This is a genomic window from Sphingomonas sp. GM_Shp_1, assembly GCF_026540895.1.
Lineage (GTDB): Bacteria > Pseudomonadota > Alphaproteobacteria > Sphingomonadales > Sphingomonadaceae > Sphingomonas.
In genome coordinates this window covers 41479-65424 of sequence record NZ_JALNUR010000008.1, presented here as the reverse complement: position 1 = coordinate 65424, position 23946 = coordinate 41479, and the positions used below count along the sequence as shown (strand labels likewise).

Annotated in this window: 18 protein-coding genes; 12 read left to right on the top strand and 6 right to left on the bottom strand. The window is 65.8% G+C overall.

Annotation, left to right across the window (positions count from 1 at the left end; translation table 11 throughout):
- The first annotated feature begins 91 nt into the window (after positions 1-91).
- The 6 genes from OXQ33_RS06555 (at position 92) to OXQ33_RS06530 (ending at position 7139) form a co-directional block, all read left to right on the top strand.
- Complete coding sequence (locus OXQ33_RS06555; protein ID WP_346015343.1) at positions 92-2269, top strand: PAS domain-containing protein; 2178 nt, start codon at positions 92-94, stop codon at positions 2267-2269.
- A gap of 262 nt (positions 2270-2531) precedes the next feature.
- Positions 2532-3617 (top strand): ROK family transcriptional regulator, encoded by a 1086-nt coding sequence (locus OXQ33_RS06550; RefSeq protein ID WP_267433893.1) that lies wholly within the window; start codon positions 2532-2534, stop codon positions 3615-3617.
- Between the two features lie 190 nt (positions 3618-3807).
- Entirely contained in the window at positions 3808-4116 is a 309-nt protein-coding gene (locus tag OXQ33_RS06545; RefSeq protein ID WP_267433892.1) for an ROK family protein, read from the top strand.
- Positions 4113-4274 (top strand): hypothetical protein, encoded by a 162-nt coding sequence (locus OXQ33_RS06540; protein WP_267433891.1) that lies wholly within the window; start codon positions 4113-4115, stop codon positions 4272-4274. The genes OXQ33_RS06545 and OXQ33_RS06540 overlap by 4 nt, the downstream gene beginning before the upstream one ends.
- A complete protein-coding gene (locus OXQ33_RS06535) occupies positions 4267-5643 on the top strand; it encodes a sugar porter family MFS transporter (RefSeq protein ID WP_267433890.1) in 1377 nt (458 codons plus the stop codon). The genes OXQ33_RS06540 and OXQ33_RS06535 overlap by 8 nt, the downstream gene beginning before the upstream one ends.
- A complete protein-coding gene (locus tag OXQ33_RS06530; protein WP_267433889.1) occupies positions 5640-7139 on the top strand; it encodes a glycoside hydrolase family 32 protein in 1500 nt (499 codons plus the stop codon). The genes OXQ33_RS06535 and OXQ33_RS06530 overlap by 4 nt, the downstream gene beginning before the upstream one ends.
- A 70-nt stretch (positions 7140-7209) precedes the next feature.
- On the opposite strand, the gene OXQ33_RS06525 is transcribed toward OXQ33_RS06530, so the two are convergent.
- From OXQ33_RS06525 to OXQ33_RS06500, 6 genes are all read right to left on the bottom strand, one after another.
- Positions 7210-8829: an FAD-dependent oxidoreductase gene (locus OXQ33_RS06525; protein WP_267433888.1), complete on the bottom strand. Its 1620-nt coding sequence runs from the start codon at positions 8827-8829 to the stop codon at positions 7210-7212.
- Positions 8830-8840: 11 nt separating this feature from the next.
- Positions 8841-11801 (bottom strand): TonB-dependent receptor, encoded by a 2961-nt coding sequence (locus OXQ33_RS06520; RefSeq protein ID WP_267433887.1) that lies wholly within the window; start codon positions 11799-11801, stop codon positions 8841-8843.
- Between the two features lie 76 nt (positions 11802-11877).
- Positions 11878-12825, bottom strand: a complete 948-nt coding sequence (locus OXQ33_RS06515; RefSeq protein WP_267433886.1) for a FecR domain-containing protein — start codon at positions 12823-12825, stop codon at positions 11878-11880.
- Positions 12809-13348 carry an RNA polymerase sigma factor gene (locus tag OXQ33_RS06510; protein ID WP_267433885.1) on the bottom strand — a complete coding sequence of 180 codons (540 nt, stop codon included), beginning with the start codon at positions 13346-13348 and terminating at the stop codon, positions 12809-12811. Before OXQ33_RS06510 ends, OXQ33_RS06515 begins: the two co-directional genes overlap by 17 nt.
- An 85-nt stretch (positions 13349-13433) precedes the next feature.
- Positions 13434-13769: a hypothetical protein gene (locus OXQ33_RS06505; protein ID WP_267433884.1), complete on the bottom strand. Its 336-nt coding sequence runs from the start codon at positions 13767-13769 to the stop codon at positions 13434-13436.
- Positions 13770-13944: 175 nt separating this feature from the next.
- The gene (locus OXQ33_RS06500; RefSeq protein ID WP_267433883.1) at positions 13945-15039 is read right to left on the bottom strand and encodes a Gfo/Idh/MocA family oxidoreductase; all 1095 of its coding nucleotides are present in this window, start codon (positions 15037-15039) and stop codon (positions 13945-13947) included.
- A gap of 31 nt (positions 15040-15070) precedes the next feature.
- Here OXQ33_RS06500 and OXQ33_RS06495 point away from each other — a divergent pair, with 31 nt between their 5' ends.
- The 6 genes from OXQ33_RS06495 to OXQ33_RS06470 all read left to right on the top strand — a co-directional run bounded on the left by OXQ33_RS06495 (position 15071) and on the right by OXQ33_RS06470 (position 23744).
- A complete protein-coding gene (locus tag OXQ33_RS06495) occupies positions 15071-15964 on the top strand; it encodes an aldo/keto reductase (RefSeq protein WP_267433882.1) in 894 nt (297 codons plus the stop codon).
- The gene (locus OXQ33_RS06490; RefSeq protein WP_267433881.1) at positions 15961-17031 is read left to right on the top strand and encodes an LLM class flavin-dependent oxidoreductase; all 1071 of its coding nucleotides are present in this window, start codon (positions 15961-15963) and stop codon (positions 17029-17031) included. Before OXQ33_RS06495 ends, OXQ33_RS06490 begins: the two co-directional genes overlap by 4 nt.
- A 66-nt stretch (positions 17032-17097) precedes the next feature.
- Positions 17098-18330 (top strand): MFS transporter, encoded by a 1233-nt coding sequence (locus OXQ33_RS06485; RefSeq protein ID WP_267433880.1) that lies wholly within the window; start codon positions 17098-17100, stop codon positions 18328-18330.
- Positions 18331-18417: 87 nt separating this feature from the next.
- Complete coding sequence (locus OXQ33_RS06480) at positions 18418-20715, top strand: TonB-dependent receptor (RefSeq protein WP_267433879.1); 2298 nt, start codon at positions 18418-18420, stop codon at positions 20713-20715.
- Positions 20715-22268: a sulfatase gene (locus OXQ33_RS06475; RefSeq protein WP_267433878.1), complete on the top strand. Its 1554-nt coding sequence runs from the start codon at positions 20715-20717 to the stop codon at positions 22266-22268. Before OXQ33_RS06480 ends, OXQ33_RS06475 begins: the two co-directional genes overlap by 1 nt.
- Positions 22269-22820: 552 nt before the next feature.
- Entirely contained in the window at positions 22821-23744 is a 924-nt protein-coding gene (locus OXQ33_RS06470; protein WP_267433877.1) for a LysR family transcriptional regulator, read from the top strand.
- Positions 23745-23946 lie beyond the last annotated feature (202 nt).

The window sequence follows — 23946 nt, the reverse complement described above, 5'->3', positions numbered from 1 at the left end:
AAGACTGGCTCATTCCGGCATTAAACAGGGTGACGTAGCGTGAATCCACTCTAAAACATTAGAACGATTGTATTTTTAAGCTAGGGAAGCGATGCTCAGGCTGAACGCCGTCGAGTTGTTCGACCATATGCCGGACGGCGTGATCGTGCTGAACCGCGATTGGCGGATCGATTATTGCAACGCGATCGCTGTCGCCGCGCTCGGCGGACGCGCCCTCGAAGGGCGTTCGCTTTGGCAAGCCTTCCCCCATGCCCGTGGGAGCAAGTTCGAGGAGATCTACCAAAGAGCATTCGACACCGGCGAAAGCGAGGCGTCCGAGTGCTACTCGCATGACTTGCACGCTTGGTTCGAAGTCCGCGCCATTCCCGTTCGGAACCAGCTGGCCGTACTGTTCCGCGACGTGAGCGAACGTCGTCTCAGCCTCGATCGAGCCGAAGCGCGGAGACGGGCGTTGGATGCGCTGTTCGATCAGGTGTTTCTCGGCATCATGCAGATCGATGCCGAATTGCGGCCCGTACTCGTCAATGACCATCTTTGCGCCTTGGCTGGCCGATCCCGGTCGCAGTTGCAGGATCTCCCGTTCTCCGACTGGATGGAGCCCGTGGATGCGCAGATGCTGTCCGTGGCGCTGGCACCGCCCGATGCCGCGAGCCTTTCGGGGATGACCGTCAGGCTGGTCAGGCCCGATGGCGACATACGATATTGCTCGCTGACCGTCTCGCAGGTTTGGGATGGCGATATCCACTCCCACAGCGTTCTCGTGTTCGACGATATCACCGGTGAGTTGGAGGCCGAGCGCAAGGCCGCCGATACGGCGGCGCTGCTGCGCGCGATCATCGACAGCGCGCAGGACCTCATCTTCGTCAAGGATCGTGACGGACGCTTCGTTCTGACCAACCGGGCGCTCAGCGACGCGACGCCGCCGCTGTTGGGTGACACCGTCGATGCGCATTTCCCCCCGCATCTTGCGGCGGGCTATGCCTCCGCCGACGCCGACGTATTGCGCAGGGGGTGTCCGGCCACGGTCGAGGAGCGCATTCCGCTGACGAGCGGAGAGCGGATGTTCCAGACGATCAAGGTGCCCTGGCGCAGCGGCGAGCAAATCCTGGGCGTGATCGGCATCTCTCGGGACATCACCGAGCGGTTGAGCGCGGAGGCGCGCCTTCGTGAAAGCGAGGAGCGTTACCGGCTGGCCGCACGCGCCACGAAGGATGCGATATGGGATTGGGACCTCGCGACTGGGCAGGTCACCTGGAATCCCGCGATCGAGCAATTGTGCGGGGATCGCCCCAGCGCAGATTCGTCCTGGTGGGAGGACCGTATCCATGCGGAGGATCGCCGTGACGTCCTGGCCAGCATTGTCCATTTCAAGACCTCGGCGGGCGAACGCTGGGAACATGAGTATCGCTTCCGGCGGGCGGATGGGACGTACGCGCACGTGTTGGATCGAGGGTTCCTGGTGCGGGACGAGGATGGCGAACCGGCGCGTATGATCGGCGCGATGGTGGATATGAGCGAGCGCATCGAAGCGTTTCAGCGTCTCAACGAACTACAGACCGAACTCATCCACGTGTCGCGCGTCAGCGCCATGGGCACGATGGCATCGGCGCTGGCGCACGAACTCAATCAGCCGCTGACCGGGGTCGCCAACTATGTCTCGGGCGCGCGGCGGCTGCTGGAGGATGGGGGCGCGAGTGCTATCGAGGCGGTGGTGCCGGCCCTGGCGGACGCCGCCGATGAGGTGATCAAGGCCAGCGAGCTTATCCGACGGCTCCGCCGCATGGTCGCCCGTGGCCAGGTCGAGGTGCAGCCGATCGAACTCGACCCCCTGATCAAGGACGCGCTGTCGCTTGCCATCCCCAACAGCCGGCTTGCCCGGGTCGATGTCGACACCGCCGTCGTCGGCGCGGCGGTGCTGGGCGATCCGATCCAGGTGCAACAGGTGCTCGTCAACCTGATCAGGAACGCGGTCGAGGCGATGGAGGACCGGCCGACAAAGACGCTGGCCATCTGGTCGGAACGGATCGCGGACTCGTATCGGCTCCATGTCCGTGACACCGGAACCGGCATAAGTCCCGACATCGTCGACCGCCTGTTCACGCCGTTCACCACGACGAAAGTCGACGGGCTGGGCGTCGGATTGATGATCAGTCGGACGATCCTCGAGGCCCATGGCGGCACCATCGGTGTTCTGTCCACCGGGGCCGAGGGAACAACCATGTTCATCGAACTGCGCGCTTCGAGCGCGGCCGATCCGTCCGCGGTCTGATCCTCGCTACCCTACAGCCCCGAACAGGTGTCGGAAAGTCGGGACTCTGCGAAGCGGGGTTGGAACGGTCGTTTCCGGGGCACCGCGAAGGGTGCCGTCATCGTACTCGGAACAAAGGCCGTTCGCGGGTTCCTGATATGGCCCTTTGCCGGTAGCGTCGGTGTCGCCGGGGAACGGTAGGCTATAACCGATCCGCAATAACGGCAGAGATGGAGCGGATGGCCGAATGCATATGGCGCGCAGGGGCACGAATGCGAGCGGGATGCGTCGCTATAACGAACGGCTGATCCTGTCGGCGATCCGGCGATTGAACGGCGCGTCGAAGGCCGAACTGGCGCGGGTGACCGGCCTGTCGCCCCAGGCGGTGGTGCGGATCATCGACGAACTCGACAGCGACGGGTTGCTGTTTCAGGCCGAAAAGCGGACCGGCGGCATGGGACAGCCAGCCACCGTCTATCGCATCAACGGTGCCCGCGGCTACACGGTCGGGGTGGAGATCGGCCGGGATGCGATGACGCTGGTGCTGCTCGATTTCGACGGGCAGCAAAAGGCGGTGCACTGCGATGCCGGTGCCTTTCCGACCATTCGCCTGGCCGTGGAGCGGATCGGCCGGTTTCTACAGGAACAACTGCCTTCTCCGCTGCGCGATCCCAGCACCTTTCTGGGTATCGGCATCGCGATGCCGTGGTTCCTGGGGGAATGGCGCGACGAGCTGGGGATCTCGGAAGACCAGGCGGAGGAATGGCGCCGGGGCGACGTCGCCGACCGGCTGCGCGACGGGCTGCACTGGCCGATCTTCTTCGACAATGACGGCAATGCGGCGGCGCTGGCGCATCTGTTGTGCGGGGCCGGAACCGATCTCCAGAATTACCTGCTCATCAACCTGGGGACCTTTGTCGGCGGGGGTCTGGTGCTGGGCGGGCAGGTGGTGCAGGGACGGCACGGCAATGCCGGCGCGCTGGCGTCGATGCCGGTCATGGCCGATGGCCGGCGCGACTCGCTGATCCACCATGCCTCGCTCTACGACCGGGATCGGGCGACCACGCCCGTCGACTTGGAGGGATGGCGGCATCGCTGCGCCGAAGCCTTGGCCTTCGCCATTTCGGGCGCCAACAGCCTGCTCGACCTGGAGGCGGTGATCCTCGACGGATCACTGGCGGCGGAGGAACTGGCCGACATCGCGGCGGCGGTGGGACAGCGCCTCGCCGATCACGCCCCGCCCGATTTCTTCGTACCCGAATTGCGGATCGGTACGCTGGGACGACAGGCGGCGGCAACGGGCGCGGGGCTGTTGCCGCTACACGCGCAATATTCACCCGATCTCAGTAGCTTGTTCAAGCGCGATTGATCGGATCGCGACGAAGGGCGCGCCAACGACAAACGATGGGAAACAAGCATCTGGAATGTCGAACATATTGCCCTTGACCCACTAAATCACACTAGTAGATTTAGTGGGTTGGACCGCAATGGCGGCAGTGTCGGGGGAGGGGTATGATGGCCACGGATGCGCAGCATGCAGGACGGGTGGGGCGGCCGTGGTGAGTGAACCGCTGCTGCTCGGTGGGATCGAGGCCGGGGGCACCAAATTCCTGTGCGCCGTTGCCGACCGTGACGGAAGGATCCTTGCCGAAACCCGGATCGCGACCACGACCCCGACCGAGACGCTGGGCGCGGCCAGTGCTTTCTTTCGCGATGCGCAGCGGGGCCATGGTGGCCTGTCGGCCTTTTCGATCGGCAGCTTCGGGCCTCTTTCGTGGAATCCGCTGGCGACCGATTACGGCTACATCACCTCGACACCGAAGCCGGGCTGGCGAGACTGGCCGGCTATGATGCCAGCATGCGCATGATCGACATGAAGGATTATGTCGTCGGGCCGACTGCCGGGGCGTCGGCCGGGCTGACCGGCGCGCTGGCGCTCGCCTATCGCACCGCGACCCGCCGATGGCCGATGCACTGGCGCATGGCCCAACCCTCTAACACGAACAAGGAGACGGTCGATGCATAGCATCGCGACGCCGGGTGGCCGGCAGGATGTGGACGATGCGCGGGCGACGATCGCGATCGTGCTGAGCGCCGCCGGGGCGGCGCTGGGCGGATTGCTGTTCGGGTTCGACACCGCCGTCATCTCCGGCGCGACGCAGGCGCTGCAGGAACGCTTCGCGCTGACCGACGCGTCGCTCGGCTTTACCGTCGCATCGGCGCTGATCGGCACGGTGATCGGCTCGCTGGTCACCGGCGCGCCCGCCGACCGCTATGGTCGTAAGGCGATCATGCTGTCGGTCGCGATCGCCTATGTCGTTTCGTCCTTTGGCACCGCTCTGGCGCAAAGCTGGCCGATGCTGATCGCGTTCCGTTTCCTGGGCGGCCTTGCCATCGGTGCGGCATCGGTGGTCACCCCGATCTATATCGCCGAAGTGTCGCCTGCGCGTTTCCGGGGGCGGCTGGTGGCGATGAACCAACTCAACATCGTGCTCGGCATCCTGATCGCGTTCCTCAGCAACTATGTGATCGCGCAAGCATTCCCGCCCGAGGTCGCATGGCGATGGATGTTCGGGATCGTCGCGCTGCCCTCCGCGCTGTTCCTCGCCGTCACCTTTTTCCTGCCCGAAAGCCCGCGCTGGCTGGCGATCCATAACGACCGTGCCAAGGCGGTGGCGGCGATGACCCGGCTGGGCTTCCTGTCCCCCGAAGCCGAGCTGGTGAAGATCGAAGCCGCCGAGCGCCGTGACGCGGGGCGGAGCGATACCCGGCTGTTCCAGAGCGCGCATCGTTTTCCGGTGGCTTGCGCCATCGCCATCGCGCTGTTCAATCAGCTCTCGGGCATCAATGCGCTGCTCTATTACGCACCGCGCATCTTCGAGCTTGCCGGTGCCGGGGCGGACAGCGCCCTGTTGCAGTCGATCGCCGTCGGCGGCACCAATTTGCTGTTCACCGTGGCGGCGCTGTTCTTCATCGACCGCTTTGGACGGCGGCCGCTTTTGATCGTCGGCTCGGTGGTGTGCGCCGCCGCCCTGCTGCTGGTCGGCTGGCAGCTCGAACGCGCCGCGCCGGACGGGACGCTGATCCTCGGGGGGCTGCTCGCCTTCATCGCCGCCTTCGCGATCAGCCAGGGTGCGGTGATCTGGGTGTTCATCTCGGAGGTGTTCCCCAGCGCGGTGCGGGGCAAGGGGCAGGCGCTGGGATCGACGACCCACTGGGTCGCGGCGGCGGCGATCACCTGGCTGTTCCCGATCGTGGCGAGCGCGGTCGGTGGCTGGGTCTTCGCCTTTTTCGGCGCGATGATGCTGGTGCAACTGGTGTGGACGGTGCGCGTGATGCCGGAGACCAACGGCGTGGCGCTGGAGGATATGGATCTGGGGGGCAGGGCTGCATGAAATTGCTCATGTTGCTCGCCATGGTCGGCCTCATGCTGCCGACCCATGCCTCGGCGCAGCGGCCCGATCCGCGCCCGACCTATCATTTCGCGCCCGAGCGCAACTGGATGAACGACCCCAACGGCCTCGTCTATTATGATGGCGAGTACCACCTGTTCTTCCAGTACAACCCGCATGGCGACCGCTGGGGTCACATGAGCTGGGGCCATGCGGTCAGCCGCGACCTGGTCCATTGGGAAGAACTGCCGATCGCCATTCCGGAAACCGCCGACGTGATGGCGTTCTCGGGCAGCGCGGTGGTCGACTGGAACAACACCACCGGCTTCGGCCGGAACGGCAAGCCGCCGCTGGTCGCGATCTATACCGGGCATAATCCCAAGGCGAAGCTGCAATCGCAATATGTCGCGTACAGCAACGATCGCGGCCGGACCTGGACCGTCCATGGCGAAGTGCTGAGCGTCGGTTCGCCCGAGTTTCGCGATCCCAAGGTCTTCTGGCACGCGCCGACGAAGCGCTGGGTGATGGTGGCGGTCATGGCGCTGGAGAACCGCGCTGTCCTGTTCACCTCGCCCGATCTCAAGCAATGGACCTTTGCCAGCAGCTTCGGTCCTGCGGGCGGGCGTGGGAAGAATTGGGAATGCCCCGACCTGTTCGAATTGCCGGTCGAGGGCGGCGCGCCGGGCGAGACGCGCTGGGTGCTGGGCATCAACCTGGGCGACAATGCGGTCGGCGGCGGATCGGGCGGCCAGTATTTCGTCGGCGAATTCGATGGCAGGCGCTTCACCACCGTCCCCGGCTGGCCGGGCGAGGCGCAGTGGATGGACTATGGCGCGGACTTCTATGCCGCCGTGTCGTGGAACGACCTGCCCAAGGACGATCCCCGCCGCATCTGGATCGGCTGGGCGAATGATTGGCGCTATGCGGAGGCGATCCCGACCTGGCCGGCGCGCGGGTTGATGACCGTGCCGCGCGAGGTCACGCTGAAGAAGACGCCCGCTGGCTATCGCATCGCGCAAATGCCGGTGCGCGAGGTGGCCAGCCTGCGCGGGGCACCGCAGACGTTCACCGGCACACTCGGTGAAACGCCGACCGAGCTGCCGCTCGCGGGCGGTTCCGCCGACCTGATGCTCGACCTCGACACCGGCACCGCCGATCAGGTCACGATCGCGCTGACCGACGAGCAAGGCTATCGGACGCTGATCGGCGTCAACCCGAGCGTCGACGAGGTGTTCGTCGATCGCACCCGCTCGGGGCCGCATTTCCACGACGGCTTCGCCAACCGCCATGTCGCACCGGTCGAGTTGAAGGGAAAACGGGTGAGGCTGCGCGTGCTGGCCGATCAGTCGATCCTCGAAGTCTTCATCGGCGACGGCACGCGCACCATCACCGACCGCTTCTTTCGCGGGGGCCGGCAGCTTCGCTGGAGCGCAAGCGCGCGGGGCGGCAGCGCGAAGCTGACGATGCAGGCATGGCCGATGACCGGGGGCGGGGGCTGATCCCCACACCGGGCCGGGGCAGACTGGCCCGGCGGCAATCTCGAATGGAAAGCATGCGACGTCCGCCGCGCTATTTTGGCAAGGACAGGACCTGCCGCTGGTCGAGCAGACGAGCGCGAAGCGCGCCGTACGGTACCTGCTGCACGGGAAGCGATGAACGCAGCGCCAGGTCGGCGGCATTTGCCGCCGATTGTCCGAGGATCATGAAGACCGGTTCCATGCGGATCGTGCCATAGGCGATGTGCGACGCGGACAGTGCGACCGGCACCAGCAGGTTGGTCGCCTCCGACCGTCGCGGCACGATTGCGTCATAGGCGATGGGGTAGGGGCTTGCGACACCGACCTCGATATTGCCCTCGTTGCGCGCAAAGCCGCGCGCGTCGACCACGCGCTGCACATTATGGGAGTCCATCTGGTACGAGCCCATGCCGATCGGACGCGGCGTCGGCTTCAGACCTCTCACATGCGGTTCCGCCATCACGAAATCGGACGTCATCCGCCTCGCCTCGCGCACATACATCTCGCGGGGCCACCCCTTGTTGGCGGTGAACTCGTCCTTGCACAGTCCCCAGCGTCCCATCTCCGCGCGTGTCTCGGCGGGGACGCGCGGGTCGTTCGCCATGTACCACAGCAGGCCCTGCTGATAGCGCCGGTGCTCCGCCGCGATCGCAGCACGCTCGGCGTCGCTGCCGCGGGGGTAGCCATAATTCATGCCGATATTGTCGGTCGAGAAGGCGCCGAAATTGTTGACGTCCGCCTTGCCGTTGGGGATGCGGTCGAACTTCTGGAAGAAGTTGCGATAGCCCGCATCCATATACCGCTGGAGCAGGGCATATTGCCCGGCGTCATAGCCCTCGGGTCGCGGCAGCGACAGCCGGTTGGCGGCCACGTCGGTAAGGCACAGTCGATAGGTATAGGCCTGGATCTTGCTGTCGGCACTGCCATCCGGGGCCAGTCGTGCCGGGCTTATGCGGGGCAGCAGGCCGCTGGCGGGCTTGCCCTTGACCCGATAGGGGTCGATATCGATCGTGAACTGATGGTTGGTCGTGTTGCGCGCCTGCACCCCGTTGAGTGTCTCGCCATATGTCGCATTCGCCTCGCGCCCCGTCGCGAAGGAGACACCGGCGCCCGCCATCAGATCGCCTTCGTAGCTGGCGTCGATGAACATCCGCCCCGCGAAGCGACGGCCATGGACCGAGCGGAACGCGACCAGGCGGGTCCCGTTGCGCTCCACGCCATGCAGGCTTCGATCGATCGGCTGGTCGCGGACGACCGTGACCCCGGCTTCGGCGATCCAGTCCTCCAGGATGCGCTCGGCGACGTGCGGCTCGAACTGCCACATCGCGCCGTCGTCGACGAAATTCTCGGCGCGGGCGGGACGCGGCGCGAGCGTCCAGGCGGCCGGATCGTCATAATGCTGCTTCACACGGCGATAGAAGTCGAGCGCCAGCCCGCCGATGGCGCGATGGTTGCCGGTGTCGGACCAGCTCAGCCCGTTGGTGGTCATGCCGCCGACATAGGCGTCGCGGCAGACGAGCGTGACGCTGCGCCCAAGGCGCCGCCCCTCGATCGCGGCGATCACGCCGCCGGCGGTGCAGCCATAGATGACGATGTCGGCGACCCGCTCGGCCGGGGGCGGGGCGGCGCCCGCGAGCAGGAGGAGCAGCGGTGCGAGGCGAAGCGATGCCATGACGGATATCCTCAGAAGGTTGCGGCGACGCCGAAGAAGATGCGGCGATCCTCGCGCGCGGCGTTGAGCAGCCGCAGCGGTGTCTGGAGATATTGCCGATCCATCGCGCGGGTCAGGTTGATCGCCTCGACCGTGAGCCGAACCGAACGGGTGAGATTGACCTGTCCCGAAGCGTCGAGCTGGCCACGTCCGGCGACATAGGAACTGCCCCCCGCCGCCGCGCTGCCCTGGCCGAGCAGGTAGCTGCTGCGATAGATGTAGGCGACGCGCGCCGACACGGTGGAATCCTCGTAAAAGCCGATCAGATTATAGCTGTGCTTGGACAGGCCCGGAAGCGGCAGGCGGGCCTTTGTCGCCTCGTCGACCAGCGGCGTCTCGCTGTCGACGAAGGTATAGTTGGCCTGGACGCCGAGATTGCGGAGGAGCCCGGGCAGGAAGCGGAGCGATTGCTGGTACGCGACCTCGACCCCCTTGATCGTGCCCGATTCCCCGTTGACCGGCTGCGTGATCTGAAACGGGCCATAGGGCTGGCCGGTGCTGGGATCGATCTGGTCGGACAGACCCGCGACGAGTTCGCTCTGCGTGCGGTTGATCGTGAAGGAATCGACGTTCTTGTAGAAGCCCGCGACCGTGATTGCGCTCGATGGGGCGAAATACCATTCGAGCGTCATGTCATATTGCGTCGCCTCGAACGGACGCAGCGCAGGGTTGCCGCGCGAGCCGGTCCGCGACACGAACAGCGGCACGAAGCTGACCCCGACGTCGCTCAGGCTCGGTCGCGCCACCACCTTGGCCGCTGCCGCGCGCAAGGTCAGGTTGCTGCGCAGATCGAGCGCGGCATTGGCGCTCGGCAGCCAGTAGTCGAAGCGTGATTTCGAAAGTGTCGGCTGCGTGTCGGAAAGGAAACCGGACGAGATGCGCTCGAAGGTGATGTAGCGCACGCCGGCATTGCCGCTGATCGGCATGCTGCCCAGCGTACCGGCGAAATTGCCCTTTGCGTAGAAGGCCAGCGTGTCCTGATCGACGTCCTTGATCGACACGCGGCCAAACGGGATGGTGTCGGCGCGGGGGACCGGAAGCCCGAAGGCGTCGCGCGCCGCCCCCTTGTCGGTGCCCCCGCCCAGTATGTCGCGAGGGAAATCTCCCGAGACGCCGGGGAAGAAGCTGCCCTGGCGATTGTCGTAGACCAGGCCCGGCAATTCATCGACGGTGAGAATGCCGTCGCCGTTGCGATCACCGCGCCCGAGCAGGCTCGCCGCGGTGGGAATGTTCTGCGGCGCCTCGGAGTAGAATTGGATCTTCTCGTACCGTCCGCCCACCTCGATCGTCCGAAGCGGGCCGAGATCGGTGCGGATGGTGAAGTCGAGCCGCGCATCATAGCCCGAATTGTCGGTGACGAAGTCGTTCTCGAAGATCGATGCCAACTGATACTGGGCAGGGTCGTTCAGGTCGAAGTTCGAGCCCAGCGAAAGGTTCGGCACCGCGCCGCCGCGCGAGAAATCATAGCTGGCATTGGCGACCCGCCCGGCGCGCGGGACGACGACATAGGTGAACGAGGCACCCGGCCCGCCGTCCGTGCCGCGCCCCTTGCTATAGGAGGCGTCGGCGCGCACCGTCACCACTTCGCCCTCATATTTGGCCGAGCCGCCGATGTTGGTCGACCTGAATTCGGTCGGCTCGTCATAGATCAGCGGGCGGACGGTGACGTTGTTGAACGTGCCGCTGACCACGGTGCCGTTCTCATCGGCCACGGCGCCCACGTCATTGTCGTTGAACAGCACCTGGTAATTGGCACTCTGGCGCTCGCGCTTGAGCCATGTGTAGGTGCCGTCGAGAATGAACTCGAACCGGTCGACCGGTCGGTATTGCAGCGAACCGTTGAGCGTCAGCCGTTGTTCGGCGCGGTCGAAGATCCGCGCCATGTAGCGATTGGGTCGATAGAGTCCCGGATCGTTGACGCCGTCGCCATTGCCGTCGATATTGTTGGTGCGGGTCCAGCCGCCGGTGTCGAACTGATAGCCGCGCGTCCGCGTGTTCGAATAGGCCGCGCTCGCCAGCACGCCGAAGCTGTCACCGAACTTCTTGGATACCAGCGCCGAGCCTCGATAGCCCAGATGGTCCGCCTGATCGGTGTAGGCGCCCTGGACGCGCCCGCTGACGACGAGATCGGCGAGATCGAGCGGCCGCTTGGTCTTCAGGTTCACGGTCGCACCCAGCGCGCCCTCGGGCATGTCGGCGGTCGGCGACTTGGCCACGACGATGCTCGAGATGATCTCCGGGCTGACCGATTCCAGCGACGCGCTGCCGCCCGCGCCGGGGCCTAGGAAGGTGCGGCCGTTGATCTCCAGCCGGTTCTGCGAGATGCCGCGCACCGTGAAGTTCGATCCGTCGCCCTCGCGGCGCGTGATCTGGACACCGGTGATCCGGCTCATCGACTCCGCGACATTCTGGTCCGGCAGTTTGCCGATGTCCTGCGCGGTGATGACGTCGACGATGTTCGACGCGGCGCGCTTGACGTTGATCGACTGTTGCAGGGACGCGCGGATACCGGTGACGACGATGTCCTGCGGGGGCGTCTCCTCGGGGGGATTTTCCGATACGGATGTTACGGGTGCGGCGCTCGCCTCGGTCTGGACCGCGACGGGCATCAGCGCGGCGCTGGCGGCTGCGCGGCGCAGGATGATCGCGCCGCCCGCGCGCACCGGCACCAGATCGGTCCCCGCGAGCAGGATGCGGAGCGCCTCGGTCACGTCCAGTGCGCCGCTGACCCGATTGACGGTCGCCTTCTCGGCGAGGGAGCTCGAGACGAGGATCTGGACCCCCGCCTGATGCGCGAATTGCGGGATGCCGGTGCGTGCCGGTTGCGCGGGCACGTCGAAGCGACGCGTCTGCGCGTCGGCGACGGTCGCGAGGGCAGCGTTCGACAGGATGATGGCAGCGGTGCCGAGCAGGCGATGACGCGCGAGTGACATAGGGTTCCTCTCCCGGGAGCGGCGCTCCTGTTGTCGAAGCGCTCACCTCCCTTGAGTTCGGCGTGAGCCTCTTCCGTCAGGATGGCGGCGACTTTTTCCGCTCCAGCCGAATCGTGTCGGGTCCGCTCGTGACCGCAACAGGGAAAGACGCAGCGAGCGAGGCGGCGAAATCCTCCGGGCGATCGATCTGGAACAGGCCGATCAGCCGCTCCTGCGCCAATTCGGCGTCGTCGACCACAAGCTGGCGGTGGTTATAGCGGTTGAAGCGGGCGACCGCCGCGGCCACGGTTTCGTTCTCCAGAGCGATCTCGCCGCCGCGCCAGGCCAGCGCGCGCTCGATCGCGGCGGGCGCGGTGCCGGTGACCGGTGCGGCGTCGGACGACCGGAAACGCGCATATTGGCCGGCGTGCAGGATCGTCATCGTACCGCTGGCCGCGCTGGGCCAGACCGCCACCTGACCCTCGGTGACCGCGACCTCGACACCGTCGTCGCGCCGTTCGACCGAAAAAGCGGTGCCGACCGCGCGCGCCTGGGCAATGCCGGCGTCGACGACGAAGGGGCGCGAACGGTCCTTGGCGACCTGGAACCAGGCTTGGCCACGGTCGAGCGCGATCCAGCGCTGCTCGCTGGCCAGCACGACGCGAAGCGCGCTGTCGCTGTCGATCGTGGCGACGGACCCGTCCGCGAAAGGCAGGCGCCTGATCTCACCGCGCGCGGTCGTGACATGGTCGGCGGCGAACTGACGCCAGCCGATCAGGCCGGCCACGCTCGCGGCGATGGCGCCCGTCATACCGATCAGCAGGCCACGTCGGCTCGACCATCTCGCGACTGGAGCACGATGGGGCGGGGTCTCAGCGTCGTCCGTGATGGCGCGGTCGACGACGGTCAGGGCCGCCATCGCGCGCAGCAGCGCGCCCGCATTGCGCGGGTCGCTCGCCAGCCAGGCCTCCAGCGCGTGCTCGCCCGCCGCGTCGAGCGGGTGGCGCAGCGCCCAGGCGGCGGCATCGTCACCGGGTGCGGGCACGATCGCCTCCTTCGCGGGTGCAATTGGCCGTGTCGGCCTCTTCGTCGGTCAAATGGCGCAGGATCGCGCGAAGGCTACGGCTGGCATCATTCTCCACGATCGTCTCCGTCACGCCGAGCGCGACGGCGATCTCCTTCTGGCTGAGCCCCTCGACGCGCCGCATGACGAAGATACGCCGCGCGCGCTCGGACAGCGTGGCGAGTGCCCTGCGGACGCGATCGACCTCCTGTCGCGCGACGGCGACGCGGTCCTGCAACGGACTTTCGCTCGCGAGTTCGCCCACTTCGTCCGCCGAGATCGACTCGATCCGCACCACGCGCGCGTGACGACGCTGACGGTGGACGAGGTTGCGCGCCATGGTGAACAGATAGGCACGCGGCGAGTCGATGTCCTCGATGCTGCGGAGTTGCGCAAGGCGGCAATAGCATTCCTGCACGATGTCCTCCACGTCGGCGGGCGGCACGAGGCGACGCCGCAACCAGCCGCGCAGGTCACGTTCGTGCGGCAGGATCTCACGCCCCACCCATTCTGCTAGCGCCTCGCGTTCCGTTGCGACTCTCCTATTCCTCCCATGAGTTCACTAACGCCGGTTTCCGTCACGATCACGCCTAACTGATCTCCGAAGGACGGGATGAAGCTGCCTGGGTTTGCCGGGGGCTTTGAACTGTGGGGCGGAACATCCGGCTGGCACGCCCGTCGATCGCAGAGCGCCGACCGCTGGTGTTCTGCGCAACATGCGGGGTCACGCACCGGTCGCGCGGGTCCGACACGAAGTCGCGCGTGTCATAGGCGCGGTCCGCGCCCAGCGTGATGCTTCGCCCCTCGTGTCGGGCGTGATCGTCGACCATCACCACAGCGGTCAGCCGTTCGGCGAACCCGGCCGCGCGCCTGGTTTCGGTGTCGACCACCGGCCCGTGGCGGTTCTCCATCAGTACATGGCCCATGTAGCACAGCCTGGCGCTCGTGCCGGCACTCTTGCGGTAGCGCCGCGCATCGGGATCGGTATCGCCTCATTCGCGATGAATCACCTCCAGCGGGCAACGCCAACCCATTTTTCCGCGACCTGCTAAACGCTCAATGGGTTCACGGTGAGCGGCCAAACGCGTTGAGGCCATTATACTACAGCATTTCCTCGACCTCACGAATCTCGACCACCCGGTGTTCGCGGGCGCTGATTTCCGCTGCGACGCCCATCACCACTGCGCGAAGACCGTCTTTGGCCGACACTTGGACAGGGCCGTCGCCGCGCACCGCGTCTGCAAAGGCGAGATGCTGGTAATAGGTCGCGCCCTCATGGCTGCCTGCGGCGCGAGCCATTGGGTCGATCGCGATGCGGGTCCGCTCGACACGTTTCTCTCCGCCAAAGCCGACACGTGGGCTATAGACCATCTCGCCGGGGGGAATCAGGACATCGAGGCGGGCGCTGTCGCCCGTTGCGCTCATTTCCTCCTGATGTTCGGCACCGTCGGCGAACATCGACAGATCGAGCATGGCACGGACTCCATTGGCGAAGTCGATGGTGGTGAAGCTGTTGTCGATGATGTCGGGCTTACGACCGCCATAACGCTCGTCCAGGTGGTTCACATCCATCGCCCCCGAGCAATAGACGCGCACCGGCTCGGCCTGGACGATCAGCCGCATCAGGTCGAAGAAATGGCAGCATTTCTCGACCATCGTACCGCCGGTGTTGGCCGCGAAGCGGTTCCAGTCCCCGACCTTGGGCAGGAAGGGGAAGCGGTGCTCGCGGATCGACAGCATCCGCAACCGGCCGATACGGCCGCCATGGATAGCTTCGATAAACGCGGCGGCGGGGGGCATGAAGCGATATTCCATGCCGGTCCAGAACGGTCGACCATGGGCAGCGGCGCACTCGACGATCCAACGGGCATCGGCGATGGTGGTGGCAAGCGGCTTTTCGCACAGGATCGCTGCATCCATGTCGAACACCGGCTCCAGGACCGCGCGATGGGTGTGGTTGGGGGAGGCGATGACGACCGCGTCGACGCGAGCGTCGCGGGCAAAGGCCTCCACGCTGTCATAGGCGGTGACGCCTGCCGCCGCCGTCCCCAGCGCGTCGCGCGCCCAGTCGAGCGACTGCGGCACCGGGTCGGCGATCGCCACGATTTCCGCTCCCGGCACCAGCGCGATGTTGTGCAGATGCTCGACGCCCATCATGCCCGTTCCGACGATCCCGTACCGAATTGCGGCTACCATTGCCCGTGTCCCTATGCCATTCCGACGCCCGATGACGACGATCCGCCTTTCCCGCGAAGCACGGCCACTCGGCAAGAGTGCAATCCTTGTGTCCCCAATAGCCTGGGGCATGTGGCGTTTTACCGGCGACGATGTCTCGGCGGCACGGGCCCGTGTCGAGGCGGCGCTGGATGCCGGGATCACCCTGTTCGACACGGCCGATATCTACGGCGTCGACGATGGCGGGTTCGGCTCGTCCGAAGCGCTGCTGGGTCGGGTGGTCGCAGACGCGCCCGAGTTGCGCGCCCGCATGGTGATCGCGACCAAGGGGGGTATCCAGCCGGGCCTTCCCTATGATTCGAGCGCGGCATATCTGACGCACGCGCTGGATGCGTCGCTCGCGCGCATGGGTGTCGAGCGGGTCGAGTTGTACCAGATTCATCGCCGCGATTTCCTGACCCATCCGCAGGAGGTCGCCGCCGCGCTGACCCGCATGGTCGAAGCGGGTAAGGTCGCCGGGATCGGCGTGTCCAATCACAGCCCGGCCGAGGTCGATGCGCTCGCCGCATTCCTTGGCCTGCCGATCCTGACCACCCAGCCGGAATTCTCGGCGCTGCACTCCGCGCCGCTGTTCGACGGCACGCTGGATCAGGCGATGGCGCGCGACATGGCGGTGCTCGCCTGGTCGCCGCTGGCGGGCGGGCGGCTGGTCGCGGGGGATCACCCGGCCGAGGCATTGCTGGCGGAGCAAGGTCAGCGCTGGGGTGTCGATGCGGCGACGGCGGCGTTGGCCTGGGTGATGGCGCATCCGGCGCGGATCATTCCGATCATCGGATCGCAAAATCCCGACCGCATCCGCGCGGCAGCGGAGGTGTACCGCGTCGAGTGGACCCGCGCCGAATGGTATGCCGTGCTCCAGGCGGGCATGGGGGAGCGCCTGCCATGATCGAAACCCGTGGCCCTTGCGAGATCAGCTGGTTCTCGGCGCTGTGCGACGATGATTACGAGTTTCTGGGCGTTCCCGACCCGGCCCTGCGCTCCAGTTGGGAGCATTGCCGCGACATCGTGTTGCAGGCGGAAACGGCAGGCTACGACAATTGCCTGCTGCCCTCGGGCTATGCGTTGGGGATCGACACGACCGCCTTCGCCGCCGGGATCGCGCCGCTGTTGAAACGGATGCGGTTGCTGATGGCGGTGCGGATCGGCGAAAGCTGGCCGCCGCAGCTTGCGCGCCAGATCGCGACGATCGACCGGATGCTGGGCGGGCGGCTGACCGTCAACATCATCTCCAGCGATCTGCCCGGCGAGGCACTGGACAGCGCCCCCCGCTATGCGCGCACCGTCGAGGCGATGCATATCCTGCGTACGCTGCTGGACGGAAAGCCGCTCGATCATGACGGCGACTTCTGGAAGCTGAAGCTCGATCCGCCGCGCGTGACGACCGTCGCCGGGCGCTGTCCGCCCTTCTATTTCGGCGGTCTGTCGGAGGCCGCGCGCGAGGCGGCGGCCGAGGGCGCGGACGTCTATCTGATGTGGCCCGACACGATGGAGGGTGTGCGCGGCATCGTCGCCGACCTGCGCGCGCGGGCCGCCCGGCGTGGCCGGAGCTTGCGCTTCGGCTACCGCGTCCATGTCGTCGTTCGCGAGACCGAGGCGGAGGCACGTGCCGCCGCCGACCGGCTGCTGTCCAAGCTGGACGATGCGACCGGCGCGGCGATCCGCTCGCGTTCGCTCGATTCGCAATCGGCCGGCGTCCGGCGGCAGGCCGAACTGCGCGAGGGCAGCGATGACGGCTATGTCGAGGCCAATCTCTGGACCGGTATCGGGCGGGCACGCTCGGGCTGCGGCGCGGCGATCGTCGGCGACCCCGATCAGGTTCTTGCCAAGCTGCTGGCGTATCGCGAAGCGGGGATCGATGCGTTCATCCTGTCGGGCTACCCGCATGCGGCGGAGGCCGACCTGTTCGCGCGCCACGTCCTGCCCCGGATCGATCACGCGCCCCTGATGCTTTGACCGGCTTGGCGGTGCGATAGAGAAACTGTCTCGTCGCCCTGCCCGGCGCCTCGCCATGATACGCGCATGAGACATGTCGGGGAATTGAGCGCGCGCCATCGCGGGCTGTTATTTGCGTTGGTCATCACGGCGGGTGTGCTCAACCTGGTCGACCGACAGGTGATCGCGGTGCTCAAGCCGGTGATCGCGGCCGATCTCGGTTGGAGCGACGACGATTACGGCACGCTGGCCGCCTGGTTCCAGGGCGGGGCGGCGGTGGGGTTCCTGTTCAGCGGCTGGATCGTCGACCGGCTGGGCGTGCGCTGGGCCAACCCGATCGGGGTCGCGGCATGGAGCATCGCGGCCTTGCTGCACGGCTGGGCGCGGTCGATGGGCGCGTTCATCGCGGTGCGGGTCGCCCTGGGCGCGACCGAGTCGATGGGAACGCCCACCGGGATCAAGACGGTCGCTGCCGTCCTGCCGCCGCGCTGGCGCTCTGCCGGGTTCGGGGCGGGCAATGCCGCCAATAGCCTGGGGGCGATCCTGGCGCCGCTGGCCATTCCGGTCATGGGGCTGTCGTTCGGTTGGCGGGGGACCTTCATCGCGGTCGGACTGGTGGGTTTGGTCTGGGCGGCGACCTGGCTCGTCGCCGCACGCGGGATCGTCTTCGCCGCGCCCCGGGTCGCCGATGCGGCCAAGCCGCTGCCCGACGCATCGCTGTTGCGCGATCGGCGCACTTGGGCGGTCGCGGGCGCCAAGCTGCTGTCCGATGCGACCTGGTGGCTGTTGCTGTTCTGGCTTCCCGACTTCTTCCACCGGCAATTCGGTCTGTCCGGCGTCGCGCTCGGCGTACCGCTGGCGCTGGCCTATGGTGGAGCGGCTGTCGGATCGCTGGTCGGCGGGCTGGTGCCGACGCGGCTGCTCGGACGGGGTTGGTCGGTCAATGCGGTGCGCAAGATCGTGCTGCTGGCCGCCGCACTGGCCGTCGTGCCGATCCCGCTGGCGCTGCTGACGCATAGCTATCTGGTCGCGGTATCGCTGATGGCCTTGGCGCTGGCCGGGCATCAGGCCTTTTCCACCAACATCTTCGCGATGATCGCCGATATCGTGCCCCAGCACCGGGTCGGCCGGGTGACGTCGTTCGGTTCCTTTTGCGGCAATATGGGGGGCGTGGCGATCGCCAAGATCGCCGGGCTGACCCTGGCCGCGGGGCTCGGCTATCTGCCGCTGCTGCTGTTCGCCGGAACGGCCTATCTGGCCGCGCTGGGCTGGGTGCATCTGCTTCTGCCCCGGCTGACCCCGATCGAGGCCGAGCGCTAAAGCCCCGCTGCTGACGGGCGAATTGCTTCTTTATTTCCCAGTCGTTCAGTGGGCATTAGCTTCCGCATCGATCTGAAAGGGGAACAGATGATCGATCGACGCCTGTCCGTGCTGCTCGTCGGCACCGCTCTTACGCTACTCGCCACCTCCGCCGCCGCGCAGGATGCATCCGCATCCAGGACCGACGGCAAGCCTGCCGATGGCGAAGTGGTCGTCACCGCCCGCTATCGCAACGAAACGCTGCAACAGGTGCCGATCGCGATCACCGCACTGGAGGGCGGCACGCTGGCGGAGCGGCAGCTCAACAATCTGGAACGGATCGCCGCCTCCATCCCCTCGGTAGGCTTCCGCAGCGGCGCGTCGAACAAGGACCGCACCGTCTTCATCCGCGGCATCGGCACGATCACGACCTCGCCCGGCGTCGAGCCTTCGGTGTCGACCGTGCTCGACGGCGTGGTGCTGACCCGGCCGGGCCAGTCGACGCTCGACCTAGGCGAGGTTGAGCGGATCGAAGTGCTGCGCGGGCCGCAGGGGACGCTGTTCGGCAAGAATGCGTCGGCGGGCGTGGTCAACATCGTCACGCGCAACCCGACCGACGAATTCCATGCCTTTGGCGAGGCGGGGGCGACGACCGATCGGGAGTATCGCATCAAGGCGGGCGTGTCGGGCGCGATCGTGCCCGGCAAGGTGCAGGCGCTGATCGGCGGCCTTTACAGCGATTTCGACGGCAATCTTCGCAACGTTGCGACGGGCCACGATGCCAACGGCTCGCGCCGCTACGGCGCGCGCGGCAAGCTGGTGGTGACGCCGTTCGACGCGCTGAAGATCACCGCCATCGGTGACTATCTGAACACGCGCGAGACGGTGACGGCCGTCTACAGCTCGACCCGGCAGATCGCCTATCCGACAAACGCCATCACCGATTCCGCGAACCTGGCGGCCGCCTTGGCGGGGCAGGGGATCGTGGCGTCGCCGTCCAACCGGCGGCTGGCCACCGACATCGACACCAATGTCCGTGACGAGAATTACGGCGGCTCGCTGACCGGCGAACTGGCGCTGGGCGACTATCACGTCACCTCGATCACCGCGTGGCGGCAATGGCTGAACCATCAGCGGCAGGATTATGACGGGCTCGCCCAGTTGACGGCGGCCTTTCCTTCGGGGGCGGACGACGGCACCGTCAATAGCCGTCAATTCTCGCAGGAACTGCGGCTGACGTCCCCCAAGGGCGGTTTCATCGACTATGTCCTGGGCGCCTATTATCTGCGCGCGCGTACCGACGAGCGCTATCAGCGGGCGCTGACCACCCTGTCGGGCACGACGCGGATCAGCACCACGGGCGTCGCCAACTACGGCATCACCAACCACAATTATGCCCTGTTCGGCGAGGCGAACATCAACTTCACCCAGCGTTTCCGTGGGATAGCGGGCTATCGCTCGACCTGGGACACGCTCGACTTCTATCATGTCCGGACATCGACCAACGACCCGACGAACAGCGGTGCGTCCTCGCTCGACCGGCCCGGCATCCGTGCCTATCATAACGCGACGGGCAGCACCGACGCACGCGGCGACAGCTATCGCCTGGGCCTCCAGCTCGATCTGGGCGACCACGCACAGACCTATTTCACCTATTCGCGCGGCTATAAGGGCCCAGCCTACAACGTCTATTTCAACATGCGTTCGCTCAACGCGACGACGCTGCTCGACGAAGTGCCGCTGAACCCCGAGACGTCCAACTCCTATGAAGCCGGGATCAAGGGCAGCACCGCCGATCGTGCGCTCAGCTACGCGCTGGCGGTCTATACCACCGATTTCGACGGCTATCAGGCGAATTTCACCGACTCGGTCGGCGGCGCGCCGGTCACGCGGTTGATCAATGCGGGCTCGGTACGGTCACGCGGGGTCGAGGCGGACGTGACGCTGCGTCCGGTCAGGGGCTTTACCGTCGATCTGTCGGGCGCGTTCACCGATGCCACCGTCCGCAACTTCAACTGCCCGGTCGGAGCGCCGGTCAGTTGCAACATCAACGGGCAGCCGCTGCCTTTCGCACCGCGGGTCCGGCTGTACGAGAATGCGGCCTATCGCTTCGCCCTGTCGGACACGCTGTCGATGGAGATTCAGAGCGACGTCACCTTCAGCAGCAAGGTGCAATATTCGCTGGCCGAGACGCCCAATACCGTCCAGCCCGCCTATGCTATCTGGAACGCCAGCGTCGCGCTGATCCGCCCCGGCGATGGCTGGCAATTGCGGGCCTATGTGAAGAACATCGCCAACACCCCCTATGCCAGTTTCTTGAGCAACGGCACGTTCGGTGGCACGGTTCGCTTCGTACCGCGCGATGACCGGCGCTATGCGGGATTGCTGCTGAGGAAGGATTTCTGATGACCGGCGATACGACGCGGCGTGGCGTGCTGCTCGCCGGGACCGGCGGCGCGTTCGGCCTCTATTCGATGGCGGCGGGGGCGGGGGAGGTGCCCGCACCGCGCCGCTCACGCCGCCTGCCGCGTCTGCCGGGGGTGAGGCCCCGCAACATCCTGGTCGTGCTGACCGACGATCATCGCTACGACGCGATGGGCTTCATGAAGGCGCAGGATTTCGGCGACACGCCGACCCTGGACCGGCTGGCGCGCGAGGGGACGCATTTTCGCAATGCCTTCGTCACCACCGCGCTCTGTTCGCCGAGCCGCGCGTCGATCTTCACCGGGCTCTATGCGCATCAGCACAAGGTGGTCGACAACAACCACCCGATCCCGCCGGGTCTGGTCTTCTATCCCGAATATCTTCAGGCCGCCGGGTACGACACCGCATTCATCGGCAAATGGCATATGGGCGACGAGGGCGACGCGCCGCAGCCCGGCTTCGACCATTGGGTCAGCTTCAAGGGGCAGGGGAGCTACCTGCCCAGCGCCGACGGCCTCAACGTCGATGGCCGCCGTGTGCCTCAAAAGGGCTATATCACCGACGAACTGACCGATTACGCGCTCGACTGGATCGGCAAGCGCCCGGCGGGCAAGCCGTGGATGATGCACCTCGCGCACAAGGCGGTGCATTCGGAGTTCATTCCCGCCGAGCGTCACAAGGGGCGCTACGACAAGGAGACATTCCGTTATCCCGCGTCGATGGCCGCCAACGCGCCGGGGCGCCCGATGTGGGTGGAGAACCAACGCAACAGCTGGCACGGCGTCGGCTATCCCTATCACGGCACGCTCGACATCGGCGATTATTACAAGCGCTATATGGAGACGCTGCTGGCGGTGGACGAGGGGCTGGCGCGGATCATGGACTTGCTCGAACAGCGCGGTGAGCTGGACGACACGCTGATCCTCTATCTCGGCGACAATGGTTTCATGTTCGGTGAGCATGGCCTGATCGACAAGCGCACCGCCTATGAGGAATCGATGCGCATCCCGATGCTGGCGCGCTGCCCGGAGCTTTTTCCGGCGGGCAGCGTGGTCGAACAGGTGGTGGCCAATATCGATATCGCCCCGACCTTGCTTGCGGCTGCGGGGCTCCGCGCGCCGGAGGATATGGCGGGGAGCAATGCTCTGCCCTTGGTGCGGAACCCGAAGGCGCCCTGGCGCAGCGAGTTGCTATACGAATATTATTGGGAGCGGAATTTCCCGCAGACCCCGACGGTCCACGCCCTGCGCGAAGACCGGTACAAATATATGCACTTCCACGGCATCTGGGACATCGACGAACTATACGATCTGGCTGAAGACCCGCACGAGACGAACAATCTGGTCGCCAGCCCCGGTCATGAGGATCTCGCCGCGCGCATGAGTGGCAAGCTCTTCGCCCTGCTCGAGCAAAGCCACGGCATGGCCATCCCGTTAAGTGCCGATGCAGGGCAGCGAAATGAACTCCGCGATTTGAAAGGGCCATCACAGGCCGGGTTCCCGCCGCGATTTTATCGGTCGGGCAAACCGGCATGAGCGTGAACCGGGGCTCCCCATGCCGGAAGAGCAATTTCGATTTTTAGAAGAATCGCAACGGGGTGCTTATCCCGACGCTCTGGTCTTCATCTGGAGGAATGTCGGAAATCGGGCGGCAGGCAGTACGCTATGGACGACCTTTTTGGGTCTTCTTGCTTGCGGCACCTGCCGACCAGAGCCGGTCCTTCGTACCTCCTCCCGTGGGCGTCCGATCCCGACATTCGCTGCGGTTCGCTCTGATCAGGGTCGGTGGTCGGCAACAAGCCGACTCGCCAAATATCTGCGCTGTTTCCAGCCACAGGCCCGACAACCAATGCCTCCTGACGCACCGGAACGGCGGGCGTCCTTAGAGGTGCGAACACGCTTTGTTGCCCGGTCGTTCAAAACCGATTTATCGATATGGAAAGGTTTCTGCAGGCTCGCTTAGGCGGTCCCGCCCCATTGACCGCTGCACCCAGATTGGTGAACGTTTGCCTATCTGAAGTGCCAACATGGTGGCGGGCCGACCGTGACCTGCGACTGACCAACAACCGATAGAACGGATTGCGCGCCTTGGCCGATGAATTGCCCGTCCACCGGCTCAACCTGAACCTACTCTACCCGCTGGACGCGATCCTGCATGCGCCGACCTTGACCGAAGCGGGGCGACGGGTGCGTCTGAGCCAGTCGGCGATGAGCCACGCCCTGCGCCGCTTGCGCGAGCATTTCGACGATGATCTTGTTACCTATCTCAATGGCGAGAAGCAGTTGACGCCGCTCGGCCTGGCGCTTCGCGACGAGGCGCGTCGCGTCATGCGCGAGGTGAATGGTACTTTCAATTTCTCGCTGGTCTTCGATCCGCTGACCTCGCCGGGAACGATCACCGTGGCGGCGCCGGATGCCATCGAGCAGATACTGCTCGGCACGGTGCAGCGACTGCTGGTCGACGCCGCGCCCAGGCTGACCGTGAACGTCATTCCGCTGGATGCCGTCGATCCGCGGCGCGCACTCGATCAGGGGGCCGATCTGCTGGTGTTGCCGGTCGACGCCGCCCTCCCCGAGCTGGAGCAGGTGCCAATCGTCGCGGACTACATGTCCTGCATGGTCTGGACGGGGCATTCCCGCCTCAAGGACCGTTACGACATCGACGAGGAAACCTATCGCAGCGCCCGCCATGTCACGGCGCGCGACGAGCGGTTGTCGATGTTCGCGGGTGATCCCCACGCATCGGATCTGCTCCGATCCCGCCATATCGTGATGCGCACTTCGTCCCAAGCCGCCTTCCCGACGATCGTTATCGGCAGTGACCTGATCGCGACGGGAAGCGTGTGGCTTTTCCAGCATTACGCTTCGATCCTGCCGGTGAAGGTCGTCTCCGCCCCCTTCGACAGGCCCGCGGCGACCATCGTCGTGCAATGCGCGGCCCATAGGCGGCGTGATCCGATGATCGGCTGGTTTGTCAGGCAGATAGAGGATTATGCCCGGCTGACGAAGTAGCAAAAGGGGCGATCGATAGGATTCATGGGGGCATGAACATTTCGAATTTGCCTGTCACATGACTGAAGCATAGCCTCATCCTCGACAGAAAGTTCGGCGGGCGCCTCGATGCGCCAAGACACGGACTATCGTCAGCAGGAGCACGGCTGCGGTGGCTTCCTTATAGGATCGCTGCCGCATTGTTCGCCGCAAGGCGGTAACC

Bases quoted from the DNA above. Each gene is read 5' to 3' on its own strand.
- OXQ33_RS06530 (WP_267433889.1), top strand. From the start codon at position 5,640: ATGAAATTGCTCATGTTGCTCGCCATGGTCGGCCTCATGCTGCCGACC.
- OXQ33_RS06485 (WP_267433880.1), top strand. From the start codon at position 17,098: ATGAGACATGTCGGGGAATTGAGCGCGCGCCATCGCGGGCTGTTATTT.
- OXQ33_RS06500 (WP_267433883.1), bottom strand. From the start codon at position 15,039: ATGGTAGCCGCAATTCGGTACGGGATCGTCGGAACGGGCATGATGGGC.
- OXQ33_RS06520 (WP_267433887.1), bottom strand. From the start codon at position 11,801: ATGTCACTCGCGCGTCATCGCCTGCTCGGCACCGCTGCCATCATCCTG.
- OXQ33_RS06475 (WP_267433878.1), top strand. From the start codon at position 20,715: ATGACCGGCGATACGACGCGGCGTGGCGTGCTGCTCGCCGGGACCGGC.
- OXQ33_RS06550 (WP_267433893.1), top strand. From the start codon at position 2,532: ATGCGTCGCTATAACGAACGGCTGATCCTGTCGGCGATCCGGCGATTG.
- OXQ33_RS06525 (WP_267433888.1), bottom strand. From the start codon at position 8,829: ATGGCATCGCTTCGCCTCGCACCGCTGCTCCTCCTGCTCGCGGGCGCC.
- OXQ33_RS06480 (WP_267433879.1), top strand. From the start codon at position 18,418: ATGATCGATCGACGCCTGTCCGTGCTGCTCGTCGGCACCGCTCTTACG.
- OXQ33_RS06540 (WP_267433891.1), top strand. From the start codon at position 4,113: ATGATCGACATGAAGGATTATGTCGTCGGGCCGACTGCCGGGGCGTCG.
- OXQ33_RS06555 (WP_346015343.1), top strand. From the start codon at position 92: ATGCTCAGGCTGAACGCCGTCGAGTTGTTCGACCATATGCCGGACGGC.
- OXQ33_RS06495 (WP_267433882.1), top strand. From the start codon at position 15,071: ATGACGACGATCCGCCTTTCCCGCGAAGCACGGCCACTCGGCAAGAGT.
- OXQ33_RS06505 (WP_267433884.1), bottom strand. From the start codon at position 13,769: ATGGGCCATGTACTGATGGAGAACCGCCACGGGCCGGTGGTCGACACC.
- OXQ33_RS06490 (WP_267433881.1), top strand. From the start codon at position 15,961: ATGATCGAAACCCGTGGCCCTTGCGAGATCAGCTGGTTCTCGGCGCTG.
- OXQ33_RS06535 (WP_267433890.1), top strand. From the start codon at position 4,267: ATGCATAGCATCGCGACGCCGGGTGGCCGGCAGGATGTGGACGATGCG.